The 17778-nt window shown below is 40.0% G+C and carries 11 protein-coding genes; all 11 read left to right on the forward strand.

Annotated features, from left to right (window positions below; genetic code table 11):
- Nucleotides 1-114: 114 nt before the first annotated feature.
- Nucleotides 115-1401, forward strand: coding sequence for a UDP-N-acetylglucosamine 1-carboxyvinyltransferase (locus ACW2QC_RS00080; RefSeq protein WP_457541941.1), 1287 nt, complete (start codon nucleotides 115-117; stop codon nucleotides 1399-1401).
- Between the two features lie 394 nt (nucleotides 1402-1795).
- A complete protein-coding gene (gene glpX, locus ACW2QC_RS00085) occupies nucleotides 1796-2764 on the forward strand; it encodes a class II fructose-bisphosphatase (protein ID WP_457541942.1) in 969 nt (322 codons plus the stop codon).
- A gap of 538 nt (nucleotides 2765-3302) precedes the next feature.
- Nucleotides 3303-4583: a transcription termination factor Rho gene (gene rho / locus ACW2QC_RS00090; protein ID WP_457542263.1), complete on the forward strand. Its 1281-nt coding sequence runs from the start codon at nucleotides 3303-3305 to the stop codon at nucleotides 4581-4583.
- A gap of 154 nt (nucleotides 4584-4737) precedes the next feature.
- Nucleotides 4738-4983 (forward strand): type B 50S ribosomal protein L31, encoded by a 246-nt coding sequence (locus ACW2QC_RS00095; RefSeq protein WP_457541943.1) that lies wholly within the window; start codon nucleotides 4738-4740, stop codon nucleotides 4981-4983.
- 574 nt (nucleotides 4984-5557) lie between these two features.
- Nucleotides 5558-6178 carry a thymidine kinase gene (locus tag ACW2QC_RS00100; protein WP_457541944.1) on the forward strand — a complete coding sequence of 207 codons (621 nt, stop codon included), beginning with the start codon at nucleotides 5558-5560 and terminating at the stop codon, nucleotides 6176-6178.
- Between the two features lie 378 nt (nucleotides 6179-6556).
- Nucleotides 6557-6853, forward strand: coding sequence for a WXG100 family type VII secretion target (locus ACW2QC_RS00105; protein ID WP_106496016.1), 297 nt, complete (start codon nucleotides 6557-6559; stop codon nucleotides 6851-6853).
- Nucleotides 6854-7033: 180 nt separating this feature from the next.
- A complete protein-coding gene (gene esaA, locus ACW2QC_RS00110) occupies nucleotides 7034-10468 on the forward strand; it encodes a type VII secretion protein EsaA (RefSeq protein WP_457541945.1) in 3435 nt (1144 codons plus the stop codon).
- Complete coding sequence (gene essA / locus ACW2QC_RS00115; RefSeq protein WP_457541946.1) at nucleotides 10440-10940, forward strand: type VII secretion protein EssA; 501 nt, start codon at nucleotides 10440-10442, stop codon at nucleotides 10938-10940. Before esaA ends, essA begins: the two co-directional genes overlap by 29 nt.
- Nucleotides 10941-10951: 11 nt before the next feature.
- Nucleotides 10952-11206 carry an EsaB/YukD family protein gene (locus tag ACW2QC_RS00120; RefSeq protein WP_457541947.1) on the forward strand — a complete coding sequence of 85 codons (255 nt, stop codon included), beginning with the start codon at nucleotides 10952-10954 and terminating at the stop codon, nucleotides 11204-11206.
- 710 nt (nucleotides 11207-11916) lie between these two features.
- Nucleotides 11917-13245, forward strand: coding sequence for a type VII secretion protein EssB (gene essB, locus ACW2QC_RS00125; RefSeq protein ID WP_457541948.1), 1329 nt, complete (start codon nucleotides 11917-11919; stop codon nucleotides 13243-13245).
- A gap of 78 nt (nucleotides 13246-13323) precedes the next feature.
- Nucleotides 13324-17766: a type VII secretion protein EssC gene (essC, locus tag ACW2QC_RS00130; protein WP_457541949.1), complete on the forward strand. Its 4443-nt coding sequence runs from the start codon at nucleotides 13324-13326 to the stop codon at nucleotides 17764-17766.
- Nucleotides 17767-17778 lie beyond the last annotated feature (12 nt).

Genomic DNA, 17778 nt, shown 5'->3' on the forward strand with positions numbered 1-17778 from the left:
CAAGCTAAAACAAAAGCGGAAGCGTCCGTTTAATCGTCATATAGTGCAAGAATAAATTATTTCGTGTGTGTTCAAATGTATTTTTGAACTACCTCAAAAGGCGGGGTTTTCCAATTGCAAAAAATGTTAGTAGAAGGTGGCCATGTATTGAATGGCAAAGTGCGAATTAGTGGCGCCAAAAATAGTGCAGTTGCACTTTTACCAGCCGCAATATTGGCCGATTCTGATGTAACAATTGAAGGACTACCAGAAATATCAGATGTTTACACACTAGGAGGTCTACTTGAGGAAATTGGCGGCAAAGTTGCATGGGATGGTCAAACAGTTCATATTGATCCAGCACAGATGATTTCCATGCCATTGCCCAACGGAAAAGTGAAGAAGCTTAGGGCATCCTATTATTTTATGGGTGCTATGCTTGGGAAATTTAAACAAGCGGTCATTGGACTTCCAGGTGGTTGCCATTTAGGGCCGCGACCAATTGATCAGCATATCAAAGGCTTTGAAGCTTTAGGTGCCAAAGTTACCAATGAACAAGGTGCTATTTATATTCGAGCTGAGGAACTTACAGGGGCACGAATTTATTTGGATGTTGTTAGTGTAGGAGCGACCATTAATATTATGCTCGCAGCCGTTAAAGCTAAAGGGAAAACGATTATTGAAAATGCGGCAAAAGAGCCAGAAATTATTGATGTTGCTACACTACTTACCAATATGGGAGCAAAAATTAAAGGGGTTGGAACGGATGTCATTCGTATTGAAGGTGTTCCACATCTACATGGCTGCAGACATACCATTATCCCCGATAGGATTGAGGCAGGCACATATGCGATTGCTTCCGCAGCTGCCGGGAATGAAGTTGTCATCGACAATGTTATTTCACAGCATTTAGAATCATTGCTTGCCAAATTGCGTGAAATGGGTGTAACCGTTGAAGAAGGTGAGGAACAGCTATTGATCGCTTCCAAGCAACCATTGAAAAGTGTGGATATAAAAACACTCGTATACCCTGGCTTCCCAACTGATCTTCAGCAACCATTTACAACATTATTAACAAAAGCGGTTAATACCGGTGTTGTGACAGATACAATTTATGCGGCTCGTTTAAAACATATTGACGAATTAAGGCGAATGAATGCTATAATAAAGGTGGAAGGTGGATCAGCAATTGTTTCTGGTCCAGTCCAACTTGAAGGAGCAAGAGTGAAGGCAACTGATTTACGTGCTGGTGCCGCGCTTGTTATAGCCGGCTTGATGGCAAATGGAGTTACTGAAATAACCGGACTTGAGCATATTGACCGAGGATACCAAAATATAACAGAAAAACTAACCAGCCTCGGGGCGAATGTCTGGCGCGAAGAAATGGATGAACAAGAAATCGAGCAATTTCAGAACTCTTAAAACAAAAGCGTAAGCGCCCGATTAGCGACGTATGGACTGCGCCCGTGCAACACGGGTGGTTCGATGTTGCCGCGCATAGCGGCGTTCTTAATCGAACATTCCTACCGCAGGAGATAAAGGAAACATGCCCCTGCAACAGGGGTATGCCGACGTTGGACGCAAAGTCCGGTTTTAGTCGGCCCTCCTTCAATACCTGAACCGATGTTGACTTATCGTACGGAGGCGGGTGTTGGCCACTAGTCGCTGGGCGCTGGAGCTGGACGTGGCTCACCTTGTTGCGAACAATACAGAGCCTAAACTTAAAAAACATAAATAGATAATAGCGGGTGACAAAACCCGCTTCGCTTTTCAATATCCATGGGATGAGAAATTCTACATTAAGGGGAGAAAAACCATGGAAAGAAGTTTAACAATGGAAATCGTACGTGTAACAGAGGCAGCAGCGTTAAAATCAGCTCGTTGGATGGGACGAGGTAAGAAAGATGAAGCAGATGACGCAGCAACGTCAGCTATGCGTGATGTTTTTGACACGATCCCAATGCAAGGTACTGTTGTTATTGGAGAAGGCGAAATGGATGAGGCGCCAATGCTTTATATCGGGGAAAAGCTTGGTACTGGTTCCGGTCCAAAGGTTGATGTAGCTGTTGACCCATTAGAGGGAACAAACATTGTTGCTCAAGGTACATGGAACGCCTTAGCTGTAATTGCGATAGCAGACCACGAGAAATTACTGCACGCACCAGATATGTACATGCAAAAGCTTGCAGTAGGTCCTGAAGCTGTTGGTAAAGTAGATATAAATGCATCGACACGTGAAAATTTACAAGCTGTAGCAGAGGCAAAAGGCAAAAATATTGAAGATATAGTAGCTATTGTGCTGGATCGACCTCGACATGCTAAATTGATCGAGGAAATCCGTGAAGCAGGGGCAAGAATTAAATTAATCCCTGACGGTGATGTAGCTGGTGCAATGAATACAGCATTTGATGATACAGGTGTTGACATTCTATTTGGAGTAGGTGGTGCTCCAGAAGGCGTATTATCTGCTGTAGCATTGAAATGTCTTGGTGGTGAGATTCAAGGGAAGCTTATTCCATCAAACGATGAAGAACGTTCTCGCTGTGAAAAAATGGGGATCACAGATTTCGATAAAGTATTAACAATGGAAGATTTCTGTGGTGGAGATGATGCGATTTTTGCCGCAACCGGTGTAACGGATGGGGAACTATTAAAAGGCGTTCAGTTCAAAGGCGCTAAAGCAACAACACAAACGGTTGTAATGCGTGCTAAAAGTGGAACTGTTCGTTTTATCGATGGCGATCATAGCTTAATGAAAAAACCGAACCTCGTAATAAAACCTTAACCCATATTACAAACAAGAACAAAAGTGCAAGCGCCCGTTTAGCGACGTATTGACTGGACCGGGTCGTGACTGATTCTGCTATTACGTCACATGCCTAATTTAAGTTATATTTCTTTATTTTCAAGTAAAAAAAGGAAGCCATTTTACTTTGGCTTCCTTCTCTATTAAATTCTTAATGTATTTTATAAAAATAGAGTTGAATATTACGATCGAAAAAGGTAATATTGTAGATGTTTAATAATAGTAAAGAATGGCTAATATAATTGATATACAACAAACTTCTATTCTAGCTTCCGACAATTCTTCATTTCAAAGGCATAACTTCAAAAAAAGAAGAAGAAATCTCAAGGAAAACAATAATCAAGTCAGTCGGTCAATAGTGTTAATCACTGTTTATAAATTAAGAAATAAAAGTAAAGAAATCGTTGTAAACGTTTGAGTGAAAGCTACATTTTACTTATCTATTGTTTTAGTGAAATTATTTCAGATTTATTGTTAACAAATTGCAAGATGAAAAATGAATAGGCGTGGTGATGGAATGGCTACATTAACAATTTCTCATTTAGAGACACTTACATTAAAAGAAATTTATGCACTAGCAAAGGAATATAAAGTATCCTACTATGCAAAACTAACAAAACGTGAACTTATTTTTGCCATCTTAAAGGCTCAAGCAGAAAAAGACGGATATTTGTTTATGGACGGTATTTTAGAAATTATTCCATCTGAAGGTTTTGGCTTCTTAAGACCAATTAATTATTCTCCTAGTGCAGAGGATATCTACATTTCGGCTTCACAAATTCGGCGTTTTGACTTACGTAATGGGGATAAGGTTTCTGGAAAGGTCCGTCCTCCAAAAGAAAACGAGCGCTACTACGGATTATTACATGTAGATGCTGTCAATGGGGAAGACCCTGATTCTGCAAAGGAACGTGTTCATTTCCCGGCGTTAACGGCATTGTATCCAGATCGGTTAATGAATTTAGAAACAGGTGCAAGAAAGTTATCTACTAGAATTATTGATTTAATGACCCCAGTCGGTTTTGGTCAACGTGGATTAATTGTTGCACCGCCAAAAGCGGGGAAAACGATGCTGTTAAAGGAAATTGCCAACAGTATTTCGGAAAACCACCCCGAAGCAAAATTAATTATTTTATTAGTGGACGAGCGACCAGAAGAAGTAACGGATATTGAACGATCCGTACATGCAGATGTTGATGTTGTCAGTTCGACATTTGATGAGGTTCCAGAAAGTCATATTAAGGTTTCGGAACTCGTATTGGAACGTGCAATGCGTCTTGTTGAGCATAAACGTGATGTGATCGTCTTAATGGATAGTATTACAAGGCTGGCGCGTGCGTATAATCTGGTTATTCCTCCAAGTGGTAGAACACTTTCCGGCGGGATTGACCCAGCAGCATTTCACAGACCGAAACGTTTCTTCGGTGCAGCACGAAATATTGAAGAAGGCGGTAGTTTCACCGTTTTAGCAACTGCCTTAGTTGATACAGGATCACGTATGGATGATGTTATTTATGAAGAATTTAAGGGTACAGGTAATATGGAACTGCACCTGGATCGTAATTTGGCAGAAAGAAGAATTTTCCCAGCGATCGATATTTTGCGATCTGGTACACGAAAAGAGGAGTTACTTGTTCCGAAAACCCATCTTGATAAAATATGGGCGATTCGTAAAACGATGCAAGATTCCAATGACTTTCTTGATCGCTTCTTGAAACGCTTGAAAGCATCGAAAACCAATGATGAGTTTTTTCAACAATTAGAAGAGGATATGAAGCGGCGAGGAACGAAACGATAAGTAAATATAACCAGTGAGTGCTTATCCTATTGCAATCAAAAGCACACACTGGTATAATCTTTTTATGTGAGTTTAGATAAGGTTTTTATACCTATGACGGCTCTTACAATAACTCTGTTTCTAATGGACTCAGGGCAAAAAGGAGTGGAAAGACATGAAAAAGGATATCCATCCAGAGTACAGAAAAGTTGTATTTCTTGATACAAGCTCAGACTTTAAATTCTTGAGCGGCTCAACACAAAGCTCAGAAGAAACAATCGAATGGGAAGATGGTAACACATACCCATTAATCAAAGTTGAGATCAGCTCAGATTCACACCCATTCTACACAGGTAAACAAAAAGCTGACAAAGTCGGTGGCCGCGTAGACCGATTCAAGAAAAAATATAATATGAAATAAAAAGTGGAGTGGGCTTGCTTAGCGGTGAAAAGCATAAGCAGGAGACCGGAGAGCGCATGGTTTTAGCGCTCGGAGTGTCTACTGCTTATGCCTCGAACCGCTAGCCCACGGAACTGGATTGAGTAAAAAGTGGAGCCGACCGGTTAGGGGCGGACTCATAAGCAAGGGGCTGGAAAACGCCTGATCTTTGGCGTTTGGAATGCCCATTGCTTATGACGGCAGCCCCTGGGAGGCGGAACTGGATTGAATAAAAGGCTGAGGCGACTGTTTAGAGGCGGACGCATAAGCAAGGGACCGGAAAACGCCTGATCTTTGGCGTTTGGAATGCCCATTGACTATGACTCGAGCCGCTAGCCCTTGAAGCTGGATTGATTAAAAAAAGAACGTTCGACTAACAGCGCCATCTCATATGGCAACATCGAACAAACCTACATCCGTAGGCATAAAAACAGGCAAATTGTCTAAACGTTGCCTGTTTTTTTACTTTTATAATACAAAAGATAAGTGATATATTCTGCTAAATTAGTGGTAAAACTACTACATATGTAACCACTAAGAAGGGAGAGACCCGCTCGTGTATGTAATGAAACAAAGTGGTTGGGTAGAAGTAATTTGTGGCAGTATGTTTTCTGGTAAATCAGAGGAATTAATTCGTCGGGTCCGTAGAGCAACATATGGCAATCTATCTGTACGCGTATTTAAACCGGCAATTGATAACCGTTATGATGATGAATCCGTTGTTTCCCATAATGGTACATCAACAATAGCCCGTCCTATTAAAAACTCTGCTGAAATCTTGGAACACATTAATGGAAATATTGATGTCATCGGAATTGATGAAGTTCAATTTTTTGATGAGGAAATTGTCGCGGTAGCTGAGGAGCTAGCGAACAAAGGAATTCGTGTCATCATTGCTGGATTAGACACTGACTTTCGCGGAGAGCCATTTGGACCAATGCCGAAATTAATGGCATTAAGTGAATCTGTTTCAAAATTAAATGCTATTTGCCCAATTTGCGGCTCTCCTGCAAGCCGAACACAGCGTTTAATTAACGGAAAGCCAGCATCCTATGATGATCCAATTATTTTAGTTGGGGCATCCGAATCCTATGAACCAAGATGCCGTCATCATCATGAAGTTCCGAATAAACCCAGTAACAAAATACTAAAAAGCTTAGCTAAATTATCGAAGTGAAAAGAACGCCTATGAAGCGTTCTTTTTTTGTGAGAGTAGAATTTGAATGCCTCCGTGATCTTATGGTTGTCAAGATTGGAACAATTCCCCCCCTCAAGCATTATCCTTCACTATTTACCTATTTTCAAAATCTATAGTCACAAAGTCATAGAAAAGTTGCTGAGGAAATAATAGGCATTATTAATCATATTTTCGTTAAGACGATTTATTCTCAACATTTCATAGGTATTATTTACTAATTATCAAAAAAGTCAATAAAGTCAATGTTGACAGGGTAAAATTTGATCATTAGGATTAAATAAGAAGAGGGTTAAAAACAGTTTAAACAGTACGTTTTTACCTCAGCGTGTAATCATTTTTATAAGGGAGATGAAGCATATGGCAGGACAAATTCGTATGACGCCAGAGGAACTACAGGCGAAAGCGAAACGTTATGGTCAAAGTTCACAACAAATCGAACAAATCCTTCGAGACCTATCTGGCTTACAAGAAGAATTAAGAGGGGAATGGGAAGGACGTGCTTTTGAACGATTCGATGACCAGTTCAGAGAATTGAAACCAAGGGTACAGGACTTCTCACAGTTAATGCAGGATATTGAAATGCAATTAACTAAAACAGCTGAAGCAGTGGCTCAACAAGATGAAGCTTTATCACAAAATTTTGGTCTTAGATAAAAGGCTTATATTTGGGTTGAATAAGTGAATTCGTGTCATTTGTCATTCTTCACTACATGAGCTACACGACAATTGTTGTGTAGCTCATGTTTATTAAGTATCTCTCTCCTTATGTTTTTACTCAATATTTAGTATGGACTTATTCATTATTATATAAAGGATTAGCAGGAGTTGTGGTAAATGAAAAAAGGGTATAAAGGAATAATACTGTTTCTGATTTTAATGATCGCACTTGCTTCGGGATTATCTTATTTATCATTAAATCATGTTACAAAGACAAAGAATAGTAAAGATGTTCAGACGATGTCGATTGCCTTGGTGAATGAAGACGAAGGGGCAACATTTAATAGAAATGATTTATCGTTTGGTAAGGCATTTGTCAAGAGTTTAGATAAGAATAATGAACATGACTGGTATGTTGTCAGTCGTGGCGTTGCAGAGAATGGTCTTGAACAAAATACATACGATATGATGATCATTATTCCGAATGACTTCTCGGAAAAGGCGTTGTCGATAAGTTCAGAATCTCCGGAGCATGTTGTGCTAAATTATAAAATAAACGCATCTGGCAATGAGGATTTTCAGGCAGAAGCAGAGAAGACGGCCAGTTCGGTACTAAATGACTTTAACCGTCGAATTATTGATGTATATTTTGCAAGTGTCATTGGCAATTTACAGGAAGCTCAAGATAACATTAGTGAGGTTGTGGAGGAAGAAGCATTATACACCAATACATATAACAACTCCATACACAGCCCGCTTGCAAATTATACGGATCGGTTTCGTAATGTAAAAAATAGTACCGAGGTATCAAAAGATAGTTTCAGCGGTTTTGAAGAAACATTGGATACGTTTGATGACCAGTTAAATCAAGATGCAGAAATGAGTCAAGACTATTTATCTAGCATGGATGAAACGTCAAATTTGCTAGAATCGAATAGTGTTTTGTCGATGAATTTTCTTGATCAATTGAATCAGTTAGAAGGCGGATTAACTAGTGACGATGTTGATAAACAGCTTGAACAGCTATTGTTTGCTAACAACATGATTAATCAACAATTTCAGCGAAGTGAGGATGATGCAGCTACGATTGTGTCGAATACTGTAGCTTTAAAAACGTACTTGGAATCCTCACTTGAAGATGTTGAAAAAGCACATGAAAATGTGAATAAAAAATTAAACTCGGATTTACGGTCAAAAGTTGAGGATCGGTTAACGACGGTGTTTGACGATGCGTTTAATGGCAAGTTGATCAACTTGGATGCACTGTTTGAGGAATCAGATGAAAATTCCAGACTACGTATTAATGAACAAATTGATAACCTGCCAACATTGAGCGAGGAAGATATTGTTGATTTAGGTTTATCCTATGAGACAACGACAGAGCTGAAAAATGTGCTTGCGGTAACAGATAAGTATACGAAAGAGTTTGGTTACATACCAGATCAAACTGGTGAAGCAACCCAATTAACACACGAGATTAATCAACTAAGGGAGCATTTGACTAGAAAAGGTGTAACAGCAACCGATTCCGTGATGCTGCCAAAAACAAACAATGAAGGAAATGGGCAGCTTTTCAAATTGAATATCCCTGCTGAATACGAGTTGCAATACGTATCGCTGAAATTGCCAAATGAGGAAGAGGCAAAAAATTATACAAATTTAATAGATAATAATAATCAGGTAGTGTTACCGGCATTTGGGGAAGGAAAATTCACTGTTAAAGTTACACTTAAACTCAAGAGCGATAAAAGTCTCATTAACATACTACAACCTGTAACGTGGAGTTGGGACTTGGAACCCACGGATAGCGAAGAAGTTGATAACTCGGGGTATGCCGCTGTGGAGTTACCAAACACACCGTTAACTGCCAGTATGAGTACGGATAAATCGGTTGATACAAATGATGACAGTAAACGTGAAACGGACACGGAAGAGCAAACAGAAGAACAGACAAAAGAACAAACAAAAGACCAAGTAGAAGATAGAAAAACAGAAGAACAAACAAATAAAGGATCAGATGAAGCCAATTCTAAGAAACAGAAAAATACGGACCAAAAGAATGAAACAGAGAAGCCTGAAAATACCCAAGATGTTAAACAAGATGATAAACCAGAACAAGTCGAAATAGTCGACCATCATATTCATCATGAAGTAATGTCCCCAGAAATAGATGAAGGAACAGAGAACTTAGTCAATGCAGTGTTCAACACCATAAGTCCGTATCAAAAATTGTTGTCATTGTATGAGATGTATTTTGGGTTTGATTTAAAATGTAGTAGAGATAACTGCTCGAATATACACGAAACACTAAGTGATGACACATCATTAAAAGAAATGGCAACTGATTCGTCACTTTACACATTATTTAATGAAAACAATATCGGCAAATTATTGGCAAAACAAGTGGCAGACGATGTCACAGATGAAATCCGCCAACCATTAGAACGCCTGCAACAACAAATTGGTACATTCCAGCAGCATGCTAATCGGGCAAATCAAGATGCTGATCAGCTTGTAGAACAGGTTGTTGAGACGAAAGAACAAGCGGCTGTCTTAAATGAAAGCTTGGCTAGAACGCTTGCGAATGTTGCCAAGTGGCGCGAGAAGAGTTTGAATCTAGTCGACCAACAAACTGAAATTCAAGCGAATAATGCGGAAGAACAAACTGCTATTATGACATTGGGAAATGCATTTCAGCCGCTATTAATGTCGAGTCAATCACTTGCAGACCAAGCACAATCGAATCTTAACGCTGCTGAACATGTTTATAAAACGTTTGATCGAATTGACGATCAGGCAGGTGCAATTCAGGATAGTGGAACAACTTTGGTTAGTAAAGCAGAAGAACTATCAACCAACATGACGAATAATTTGCTGGAAGATCAGGAGTTTGCGAAAAATTTTGCTGAAGTTCTAGCAAATAGCCGAATTGGCGATCGACAGAATGAGGATCTATATGATTTCTTATCCAATCCGGTACAAACCAAAAACAATGGAACAATTGTTGCTGGAGATAAATTCACACCATACTTTGTAGTGTTAGTTTGCTTTATTATTGCTTTATTTACAGCTTATGTGATTTCGATGAGCAATCAAAGACAACTAGCTGGTGATCAATTTGAAACAGAAAAATCCTTAATGGGTAAAAACACCCTGATAACGTCAATTATAGGTGGGATAGGTGTTGCTGAAGGAATTATAATTGGTTTGCTTTCGGGTTATTTCCTTGAAGTTAGTGGAGGAGAACTCGGTAAGTGGATCGGGCTAATTACCTTGGTTATGACTGTCATGCTTTTAGTGGCAACTTATTTATTGCGACAATTGAAAATGATTGGCATGTTTATCCTGCTTGCTGTATTGAGTTTATATTTGTTTTTAACAAGGGCACTTGGATCCGGCTTTGTTGGGTTAGAAACAATACGCATGTATTCCCCGTTGCAATATGTCGAAACATTGGTGTCCAAAACAGTTCAAGGTCAGGAAGGCTATGGAACAGCTATGTTTATTCTTGCCGGTCTCACATTAATTGGTGTTATTGCTAATTTACTTGTCCTAAATCGTAGCGCACGAAAAGGGGAAGAGGATGATGAAAGTATTGCTGAAGCGAACTAATTTAGTACCGATTTGTCTTCTCTGTTTACTGCTGATGCTGCCATATCAGGCATCAGCAGAAGACAGTTCTGACAATAAGGGTGAACTGGAATGGAAAATAGACCGAATTATTCAAGATGAAACTGGAGATGACCGGAAGAATACGGAAACGGAATTAGAGAAGACATTTCCTGATTTGTTTAAGGAAGAGACAACATCGGTCATCCAAGCGGAGCAGGTTGAAAACGAAGAAACAATGGATCAATTGGAAACCGCCCTATTTACGATGGACTCAAACGGGAATTCAACCATTAATAATTTGGAACAATCTTTATTTACATCAGAATATACTGCCCCAAAAACATCATCTGAAGTTCAGGAGGAAAAGCAAGACGGTTCATGGTTTACAAATGCTTTTGTGATTGGTTTGATCGGATTAGTCTGTGCTGTGTTTGGCGGTATTTATATCATGATGAGAAAATTGTCAGATTAGGAGAGTGGAGGATGCCATACAAAACACATATTGATGTGACAATAGATTTTACTAGCCGTGGAGACGCTGGTTTATATGATTTGCGAATTCCAGTACAGCTATCGGTTAAACAATTGTTGTTAAATGTAATCGAAACATTGAAGCTTGACCTAACTGATAACTCACCATATGCAATTAAAATCATCACGAAAAATTTACTTCTAGCAGATGATGATATGTTGATTGACTATCCGGTCACAGACGGTGATATTTTAACAGTTTTGTAGAGAAAAGAATGTTTTGGCGTACGGGGGCAGATGTTTTGTCTTTGGCGCCGATGTTTCTGTTCTCGGGCGGATGTTCTCGCTCACGCGCCGATGATTTCGATAATGGGCGGATGTTTGGTCCCACGCGCCGATAATTCTGATGACGGGCGGAAGTTTATTCTCACGCGCCGATGATTCCGAAAACGGGCGGATGTTTTAGCCCACGCGCCGATGATTTCGATAATGGGCGGAAGTTTGGTCCCACGCGCCGATGATTCCGAAAACGGGCGGATGTTTTAGCCCACGCGCCGATAATTCTGATGACGGGCGGAAGTTTATTCTCACGCGCCGATGATTCCGAAAACGGGCGGAAGTTTGGTCACACGCGCCGATGATTCAGATGACGGGCGGAAGTTTATTCTCACGCGCCGATGATTCCGAAAACGGGCGGATGTTTTAGCCCACGCGCCGATGATTTCGATAATGGGCGGAAGTTTGGTCACACGCGCCGATGATTCAGATGACGGGCGGAAGTTTATTCTCACGCGCCGATAATTCCGAAAACGGGCGGATGTTTGGTCCCGCGCGCCGATAATTTCGAAAACGGGCAGATGCCCCTGCCCCCGCGCCGATAAAATAACATGAAAAGTCCCTATAGAACAGTAAATGCATGTTTCTAAGCCAAATGCCATGTTTACATGGTTGTTTATTATACAAAGGAGTCAAAGGATATGAAGGAAAAGACGATTGAGTTTGGTGCACATACATATCAATTTGCGATTGAAGAAGATATTTGGCAATTAAAACTACCCAAATCGCAGACACGAATAAAAGATATCCAGCAGATGGGTATTATGACAGAGACCTCTGATTTATTTGTGCCGGTGGAAGTTAGTGAAGAAGAGGATTTGTTTACCTTTTCCTTTTTTGTTAATCAGAAAAGAAAGCTCTGGGAAGATGTGCGAAAACTAAACCGAAATGAAAAATTACGGTTATTATGCAATGTAACAAGGTTTGAGACTTGTTTGTCGACAAGGGTATCGTTCTTTCTTCATCCGGATAACTTGGTGTTTGATGATAACTTAATGCCAGCTTGTGTATATCGCGGGATCCGTGACTTGGTTCCGCCGTTTGAAGTGAATGAAAGTGACCTTCTAAAGCAACTAAAATGCCTGACCATCGCTCTTTTTTCAACCAAATTCAGTTTTGATGAACTTTATTATGGCTCATTGCAAAATGCGAAAGATACAGAGTTTGAGCAGCAGGTAAGCGAGATGAATGATCTGACACATTTGATCGCATTTTTAGAGGAAAGTTATCAAGTCGAGCAAAAGAAAACAGAGAAAAGCATGAAAATCGTTCCAATTAAACGTTTTCGTCTGTTTAAGCAATTGGCGATTATCATGATCGCAGTTGCCATTTTGCTCGCTGCGCCACTTGTTTACTATGGATTTGTCAAAGTTCCGTACCAGGATAAACTATTGGCTGCACATGATGCGTATCTAGCAGATGACTATGGGGAAGTCATTCATACACTCGAGGAAGAAGATCCGGAAAAGCTGCCGAATGCGACCAAATATATCCTTGCTTATTCATACATAAGTGTCGAGGAATTATCTGATAACGAAAAAGAAGTCATTATGAAAAATGTTAGTTTAAAAAGTGATAAAAATTATTTGTTGTATTGGATTTATAATGGCCTTGGTGATTTCGATGCGGCCGTTGAAAAGGCTAAATTTATCGATGATCCCCAACTTATTATGTACGGTTTGATTAAACAGATCGAGCAGGCCAAAAACAATCCAGACCTAACCGGCACAGAGCGAGATGAAAAAGTTAATGATTTACAAGCTGAGCTTAAAAAATACAGAGAAGAATATAACCTAATTCCTGAAGAAGAGGAAGAAGCTACAACCGGTGATACAGCAAATGAAATGGAAAATACTGTAAAAGATATGCCGGAAGAGAACAAGGAAACAGAAGATGCAGAGAAGAAAACTACGGAAAAAGAAAAGCAACAGGAGAACGAAAAAGATAAGGAAAAAGCGAAGAAGGAGTAGCAATCAATTAAAATCGATTGTAAAAAACAACGAGCAGCTTGAAACTCAAGATGGATTGGTTTAGAGAGGAAGAGAAAGATGGCACAAAAAACACTAATGATAAGTTATGGTGATCAATTGCATAAATGCCATTTACCGGATGATGAGCAAAAAGAAATAACAATAGGAAATGATTGGTCTAATACCGTGACATTTGCTGCACTTGATCAATCATTTTCTGTAAAGTGGGATGGAAAGGTATGTCATGTTAAGGGTAAAGCATTACATTTGAATGAACAATTGACATTGGGGGAAGTACTTTTTCACCTTATCGACCTAAGCGAACGAAATATATACGATGTAGCCGGTAAACAAGGTATTACATTCGGAATCAATGAATATGATGATGTTCAGCTCAAGGATATTACGGTTGATTTCGCACTCACTCGGGAGCAGTCACACCAATTATTCAATCTTGAACTGCATAAAGGGGTTATGTACCACAACTATTCCCGGATAACTGGAAATGTACTGCTCCATCCTGGTGATGAGCTCTTTTTTGATGGAGTTACCGTTCTAATAAATGAGAGAAGTATTCAGATTATCACATCCGATAAGCGTTTAGCATCCAAATTAACTCCGCTGATAGAGGCGGATATTCAGTATGATGCGGAATATCCCGATTATCATCGGTCGCCACGCATTATCTATCGAGAGCCGGAAGATAAGCGAACGATTGCCAAACCATCTAATAAACCATCCAAGCCAAGCGAACAGTTGGCACGGACGATTGTGCCACCACTTGTTATGATTGCAGCACTTGTCCTTATCACCCTCGTTCAGCCTAGAGGGATATATATCATCGTCATGCTCGCTATGACTGTTACGACAATCATCTTTTCGATCACTTCTTATGTAAAAAGTGTGAAAAAGTACAAAGCGGATATGAAAGATCGGGATAAAACGTATAAAGAATACTTACAGCGCAAGACGAAAGAATTGTACTTGGCCAGCGAGGAACAGCGTCATGCACTAGAATACCATTATCCTAATGTAATAGAGATTAGGGAAATGGCCATAAATGTGGATGCACGCACATACGAGAAAACAATGTTTCATCATGATTTTCTGCATTTTCGTACGGGGTTGGGGAAAATTGATTCCAGTTTCGACATTGAATTCAACGAGGAAGAATTTACACAGGAGAAGGATGAACTTGTTGATATGGCACGTGTCTTGCTTTCGCAGTATCAAGGGATCACTAATGTACCTGTTGTAACGTCACTCATGAATGGTCCTGTAGGCTTCATTGGGCAGCGGGAACTTGTTTTAGAGCAATTGCAATTATTCGTTATGCAGACGGCACTATTTCACAGCTATCACGATGTGCAATTCATTACTATTTTCCCAGAAGAAGAGAAGGCAGACTGGGACTGGATGCGCTGGTTACCACATGCTAGTTTGCAAGATTTGAATGTTAGAGGATTCGTCTATCACGAACGATCAAGAGACCAAGTTTTACATTCCCTATACCAAGTACTGAAGGAACGTAGACTTGTTTTGGATGAAAAGGAGAACAAGAATGAAAAAACCTACTTTTCACCGCATTTTGTCATACTCATTACCGATGAAAAGCTAATTTTGGATCATACCATAATGGAATTTTTCAGCGAGGATCCTAGTGAACTTGGAGTATCACTCGTATTTGTGCAAGATGTGTTGCAGTCGTTACCAGAGCATGTCAAAACGGTTATCGATATTAGGGATGCAAAGACCGGGAATATCCTGCTTGAAGAAGGCGAACTTGTAAACCGAGGCTTTGTACCGGATCATTTCCCAGCCGGATTTAATAAAGAGGATGTATCACGCGCACTCGCTCCTTTAAATCATTTACAAAGCCTGAAAAACTCCATACCAGAGAGTGTTACTTTTCTTGAAATGTATGGTGTGGAGAAAGTAGAACAACTAGGTATTTCCCAACGGTGGGAGCGTAATGAGACATATAAAAGTTTGGCCGTTCCACTGGGATTGCGCGGGAAAGATGATATTGTTCAATTGAATTTACACGAAAAAGCACATGGTCCACACGGTTTAGTAGCTGGTACAACTGGTTCCGGTAAATCAGAAATCATTCAATCCTATATTATTTCGCTCGCAGTAAATTTTCACCCCTATGAAGTTGCCTTTTTACTAATCGACTATAAAGGTGGCGGGATGGCGAATTTATTTAAGAACATGCCACATTTACTTGGGACGATTACAAACTTGGACCGTGCTCAATCAATGCGTGCGCTTGCTTCCATTAAAGCGGAACTGCAAAAACGGCAGCGTCTATTTGGAGAACACGATGTAAACCATATTAATCAATATCAAAAACTCTATAAACAAGGCGAAGCAAGTGAAGCCATGCCACATCTATTCCTAATTTCCGATGAGTTTGCGGAGTTGAAATCCGAGCAGCCAGATTTCATGAAAGAACTCGTTTCAACAGCAAGAATTGGTCGTTCATTAGGTATTCACTTGATCCTGGCGACACAAAAGCCAAGTGGTGTTGTCGATGATCAGATCTGGTCGAACTCAAAATTTAAGTTGGCGCTTAAGGTGCAAAATGCAAGTGATTCCAATGAAGTGTTAAAAACACCTGATGCTGCCGAAATCACCTTGCCAGGCCGTTCTTATTTACAGGTCGGCAATAATGAGATTTATGAATTGTTCCAAAGTGCCTGGAGCGGAGCGGATTATGTACCGGATAAAGATGGTCATGAGCGAATTGACACAACGATTTATGCGATCAATGATTTGGGACAGTATGCTATTTTGACCGAGGATTTAAGCGGATTAGGTAAGAAAGATGAAATCGAAAAAGTACCAACCGAATTGGATGCGGTCATTGATTATATTCATGATTATACGGAAGAACAACAGATTGAGCCGTTACCGCGACCATGGCTGCCGCCGTTACCGGAGCGGATAATTGCAGAAGATCTACATCCAGTGGCATTTGAAGAAGCATGGCAAGAACCAAAAAAGCCATTGCACGCAACAATTGGCCTGCTGGATCAGCCAGAATTGCAAGCACAAAAGCCATTGACGCTAGATTTAACCAAAGATGGGCATATTGCAGTATTCTCAAGCCCTGGTTACGGGAAGTCAACATTCCTGCAAACATTAGTGATGGATTTGTTAAAACAGCATAACCCGGAACACTTACATGCTTATTTACTGGACTTTGGAACAAACGGATTATTGCCATTGAAAAACTTACCACATGTTGCGGACACTATTTTACTTGATGAAGTAGAAAAGATGGAAAAATTAATTCGTTTGCTATCCACTAATTTAAAAGAACGTAAACGTAAATTAAGTCAATATGGTGTTGCCAACATAGAAATGTATGAAAAAGCAAGCGGGGAAACGGTTCCGAATATCTTTGTTGTCATTGATAACTATGATTCCGTTCGCGATGCAGACTTTGGAGATGAATTTGACCGGTTAATCACGCAAGTTGCTCGTGAAGGTGCAAGCATCGGGATTCATTTAGCCATTAGCGCTGGACGACAAAGCGCAATGCGAATGCCATTGTTATCCAATCTGAAACTGCAAATTGCCCTTTACTTAATTGATCCGACAGAGGCACGGGCAATTGTTGGAAGGACAGATTTAGAGATTGAGGAAATTGCAGGCCGCGGTCTTGTTAAACTGGAAGATCCCGCGTTGTTCCAAGCAATGCTTCCGACAGAAGGAGAAGAAGCACTGGATATTATTGATGCTATTCAAGAAACGGCGAGAAGGATGGATGCCTCATGGGAAGGCGAACGCCCAGATGCGATTCCGATGATGCCTGAAGGGGCTATTGACTTTGAACAATTCAAGAAAAACAGGAAGACGAAAGAACGGATGAAGGATCAAATGCTTCCATTGGGACTTGAATTTGAAAATGTTTCACCATTAGCCTTTAACCCAGAAGAACATGATTATTTAACTGTTGTGAGCGACAGAAAAGATGGCCTAGAGAAATTGCAGCACGCCATGGCTAAAAATATTTCACTGCTTTCGGATTCTTATCAAACGATGGTAATTGATACAAACAACCAGAAACTAGCGGAGGTTGGAAATAGTGTCAATGCCTATATTTCTGAATCGGACGGAATCACGACCGTAAAAAATGATTTGATCGATGAAATTAACAATCACACAGAAAATCTTGCAAAAGGAAGTAAGTGGATCATTTTAATTGCTGATTTAAAAGACTTTACCGAACGCAGCAACTTGGATGAGCAGGAAGTAGCCGTGTTATTTGAAAATGGACCACAATCCGGAATCCATTTCGTGATATGTGGAGACTACAGCTATATCGGATTAAGTTTTGAACAGGTACCAAAATATGTTCGAAACAAATCTACTGCTGGTTTAATCAGCATGCGCCTTGGCGATCAAGATATATTCAAGCAACCATTTATTAGACAGGAAAAGTATCCAAATCCGTATGAATGCTATTATGCAATGGATCATCAGCATGTGAAAATTAAAATTCCAAAGTGAGGAGGATGGGTA

This window comes from Virgibacillus sp. FSP13 (genome assembly GCF_054048505.1).

What these genes read in the sequence shown, in the direction of transcription:
- essC (WP_457541949.1), top strand. Translation starts at nt 13,324, where the DNA reads ATGGCACAAAAAACACTAATGATAAGTTATGGTGATCAATTGCATAAA.
- essB (WP_457541948.1), top strand. Translation starts at nt 11,917, where the DNA reads ATGAAGGAAAAGACGATTGAGTTTGGTGCACATACATATCAATTTGCG.
- ACW2QC_RS00095 (WP_457541943.1), top strand. Translation starts at nt 4,738, where the DNA reads ATGAAAAAGGATATCCATCCAGAGTACAGAAAAGTTGTATTTCTTGAT.
- essA (WP_457541946.1), top strand. Translation starts at nt 10,440, where the DNA reads ATGATGAAAGTATTGCTGAAGCGAACTAATTTAGTACCGATTTGTCTT.
- esaA (WP_457541945.1), top strand. Translation starts at nt 7,034, where the DNA reads ATGAAAAAAGGGTATAAAGGAATAATACTGTTTCTGATTTTAATGATC.
- rho (WP_457542263.1), top strand. Translation starts at nt 3,303, where the DNA reads ATGGCTACATTAACAATTTCTCATTTAGAGACACTTACATTAAAAGAA.
- glpX (WP_457541942.1), top strand. Translation starts at nt 1,796, where the DNA reads ATGGAAAGAAGTTTAACAATGGAAATCGTACGTGTAACAGAGGCAGCA.
- ACW2QC_RS00120 (WP_457541947.1), top strand. Translation starts at nt 10,952, where the DNA reads ATGCCATACAAAACACATATTGATGTGACAATAGATTTTACTAGCCGT.
- ACW2QC_RS00105 (WP_106496016.1), top strand. Translation starts at nt 6,557, where the DNA reads ATGGCAGGACAAATTCGTATGACGCCAGAGGAACTACAGGCGAAAGCG.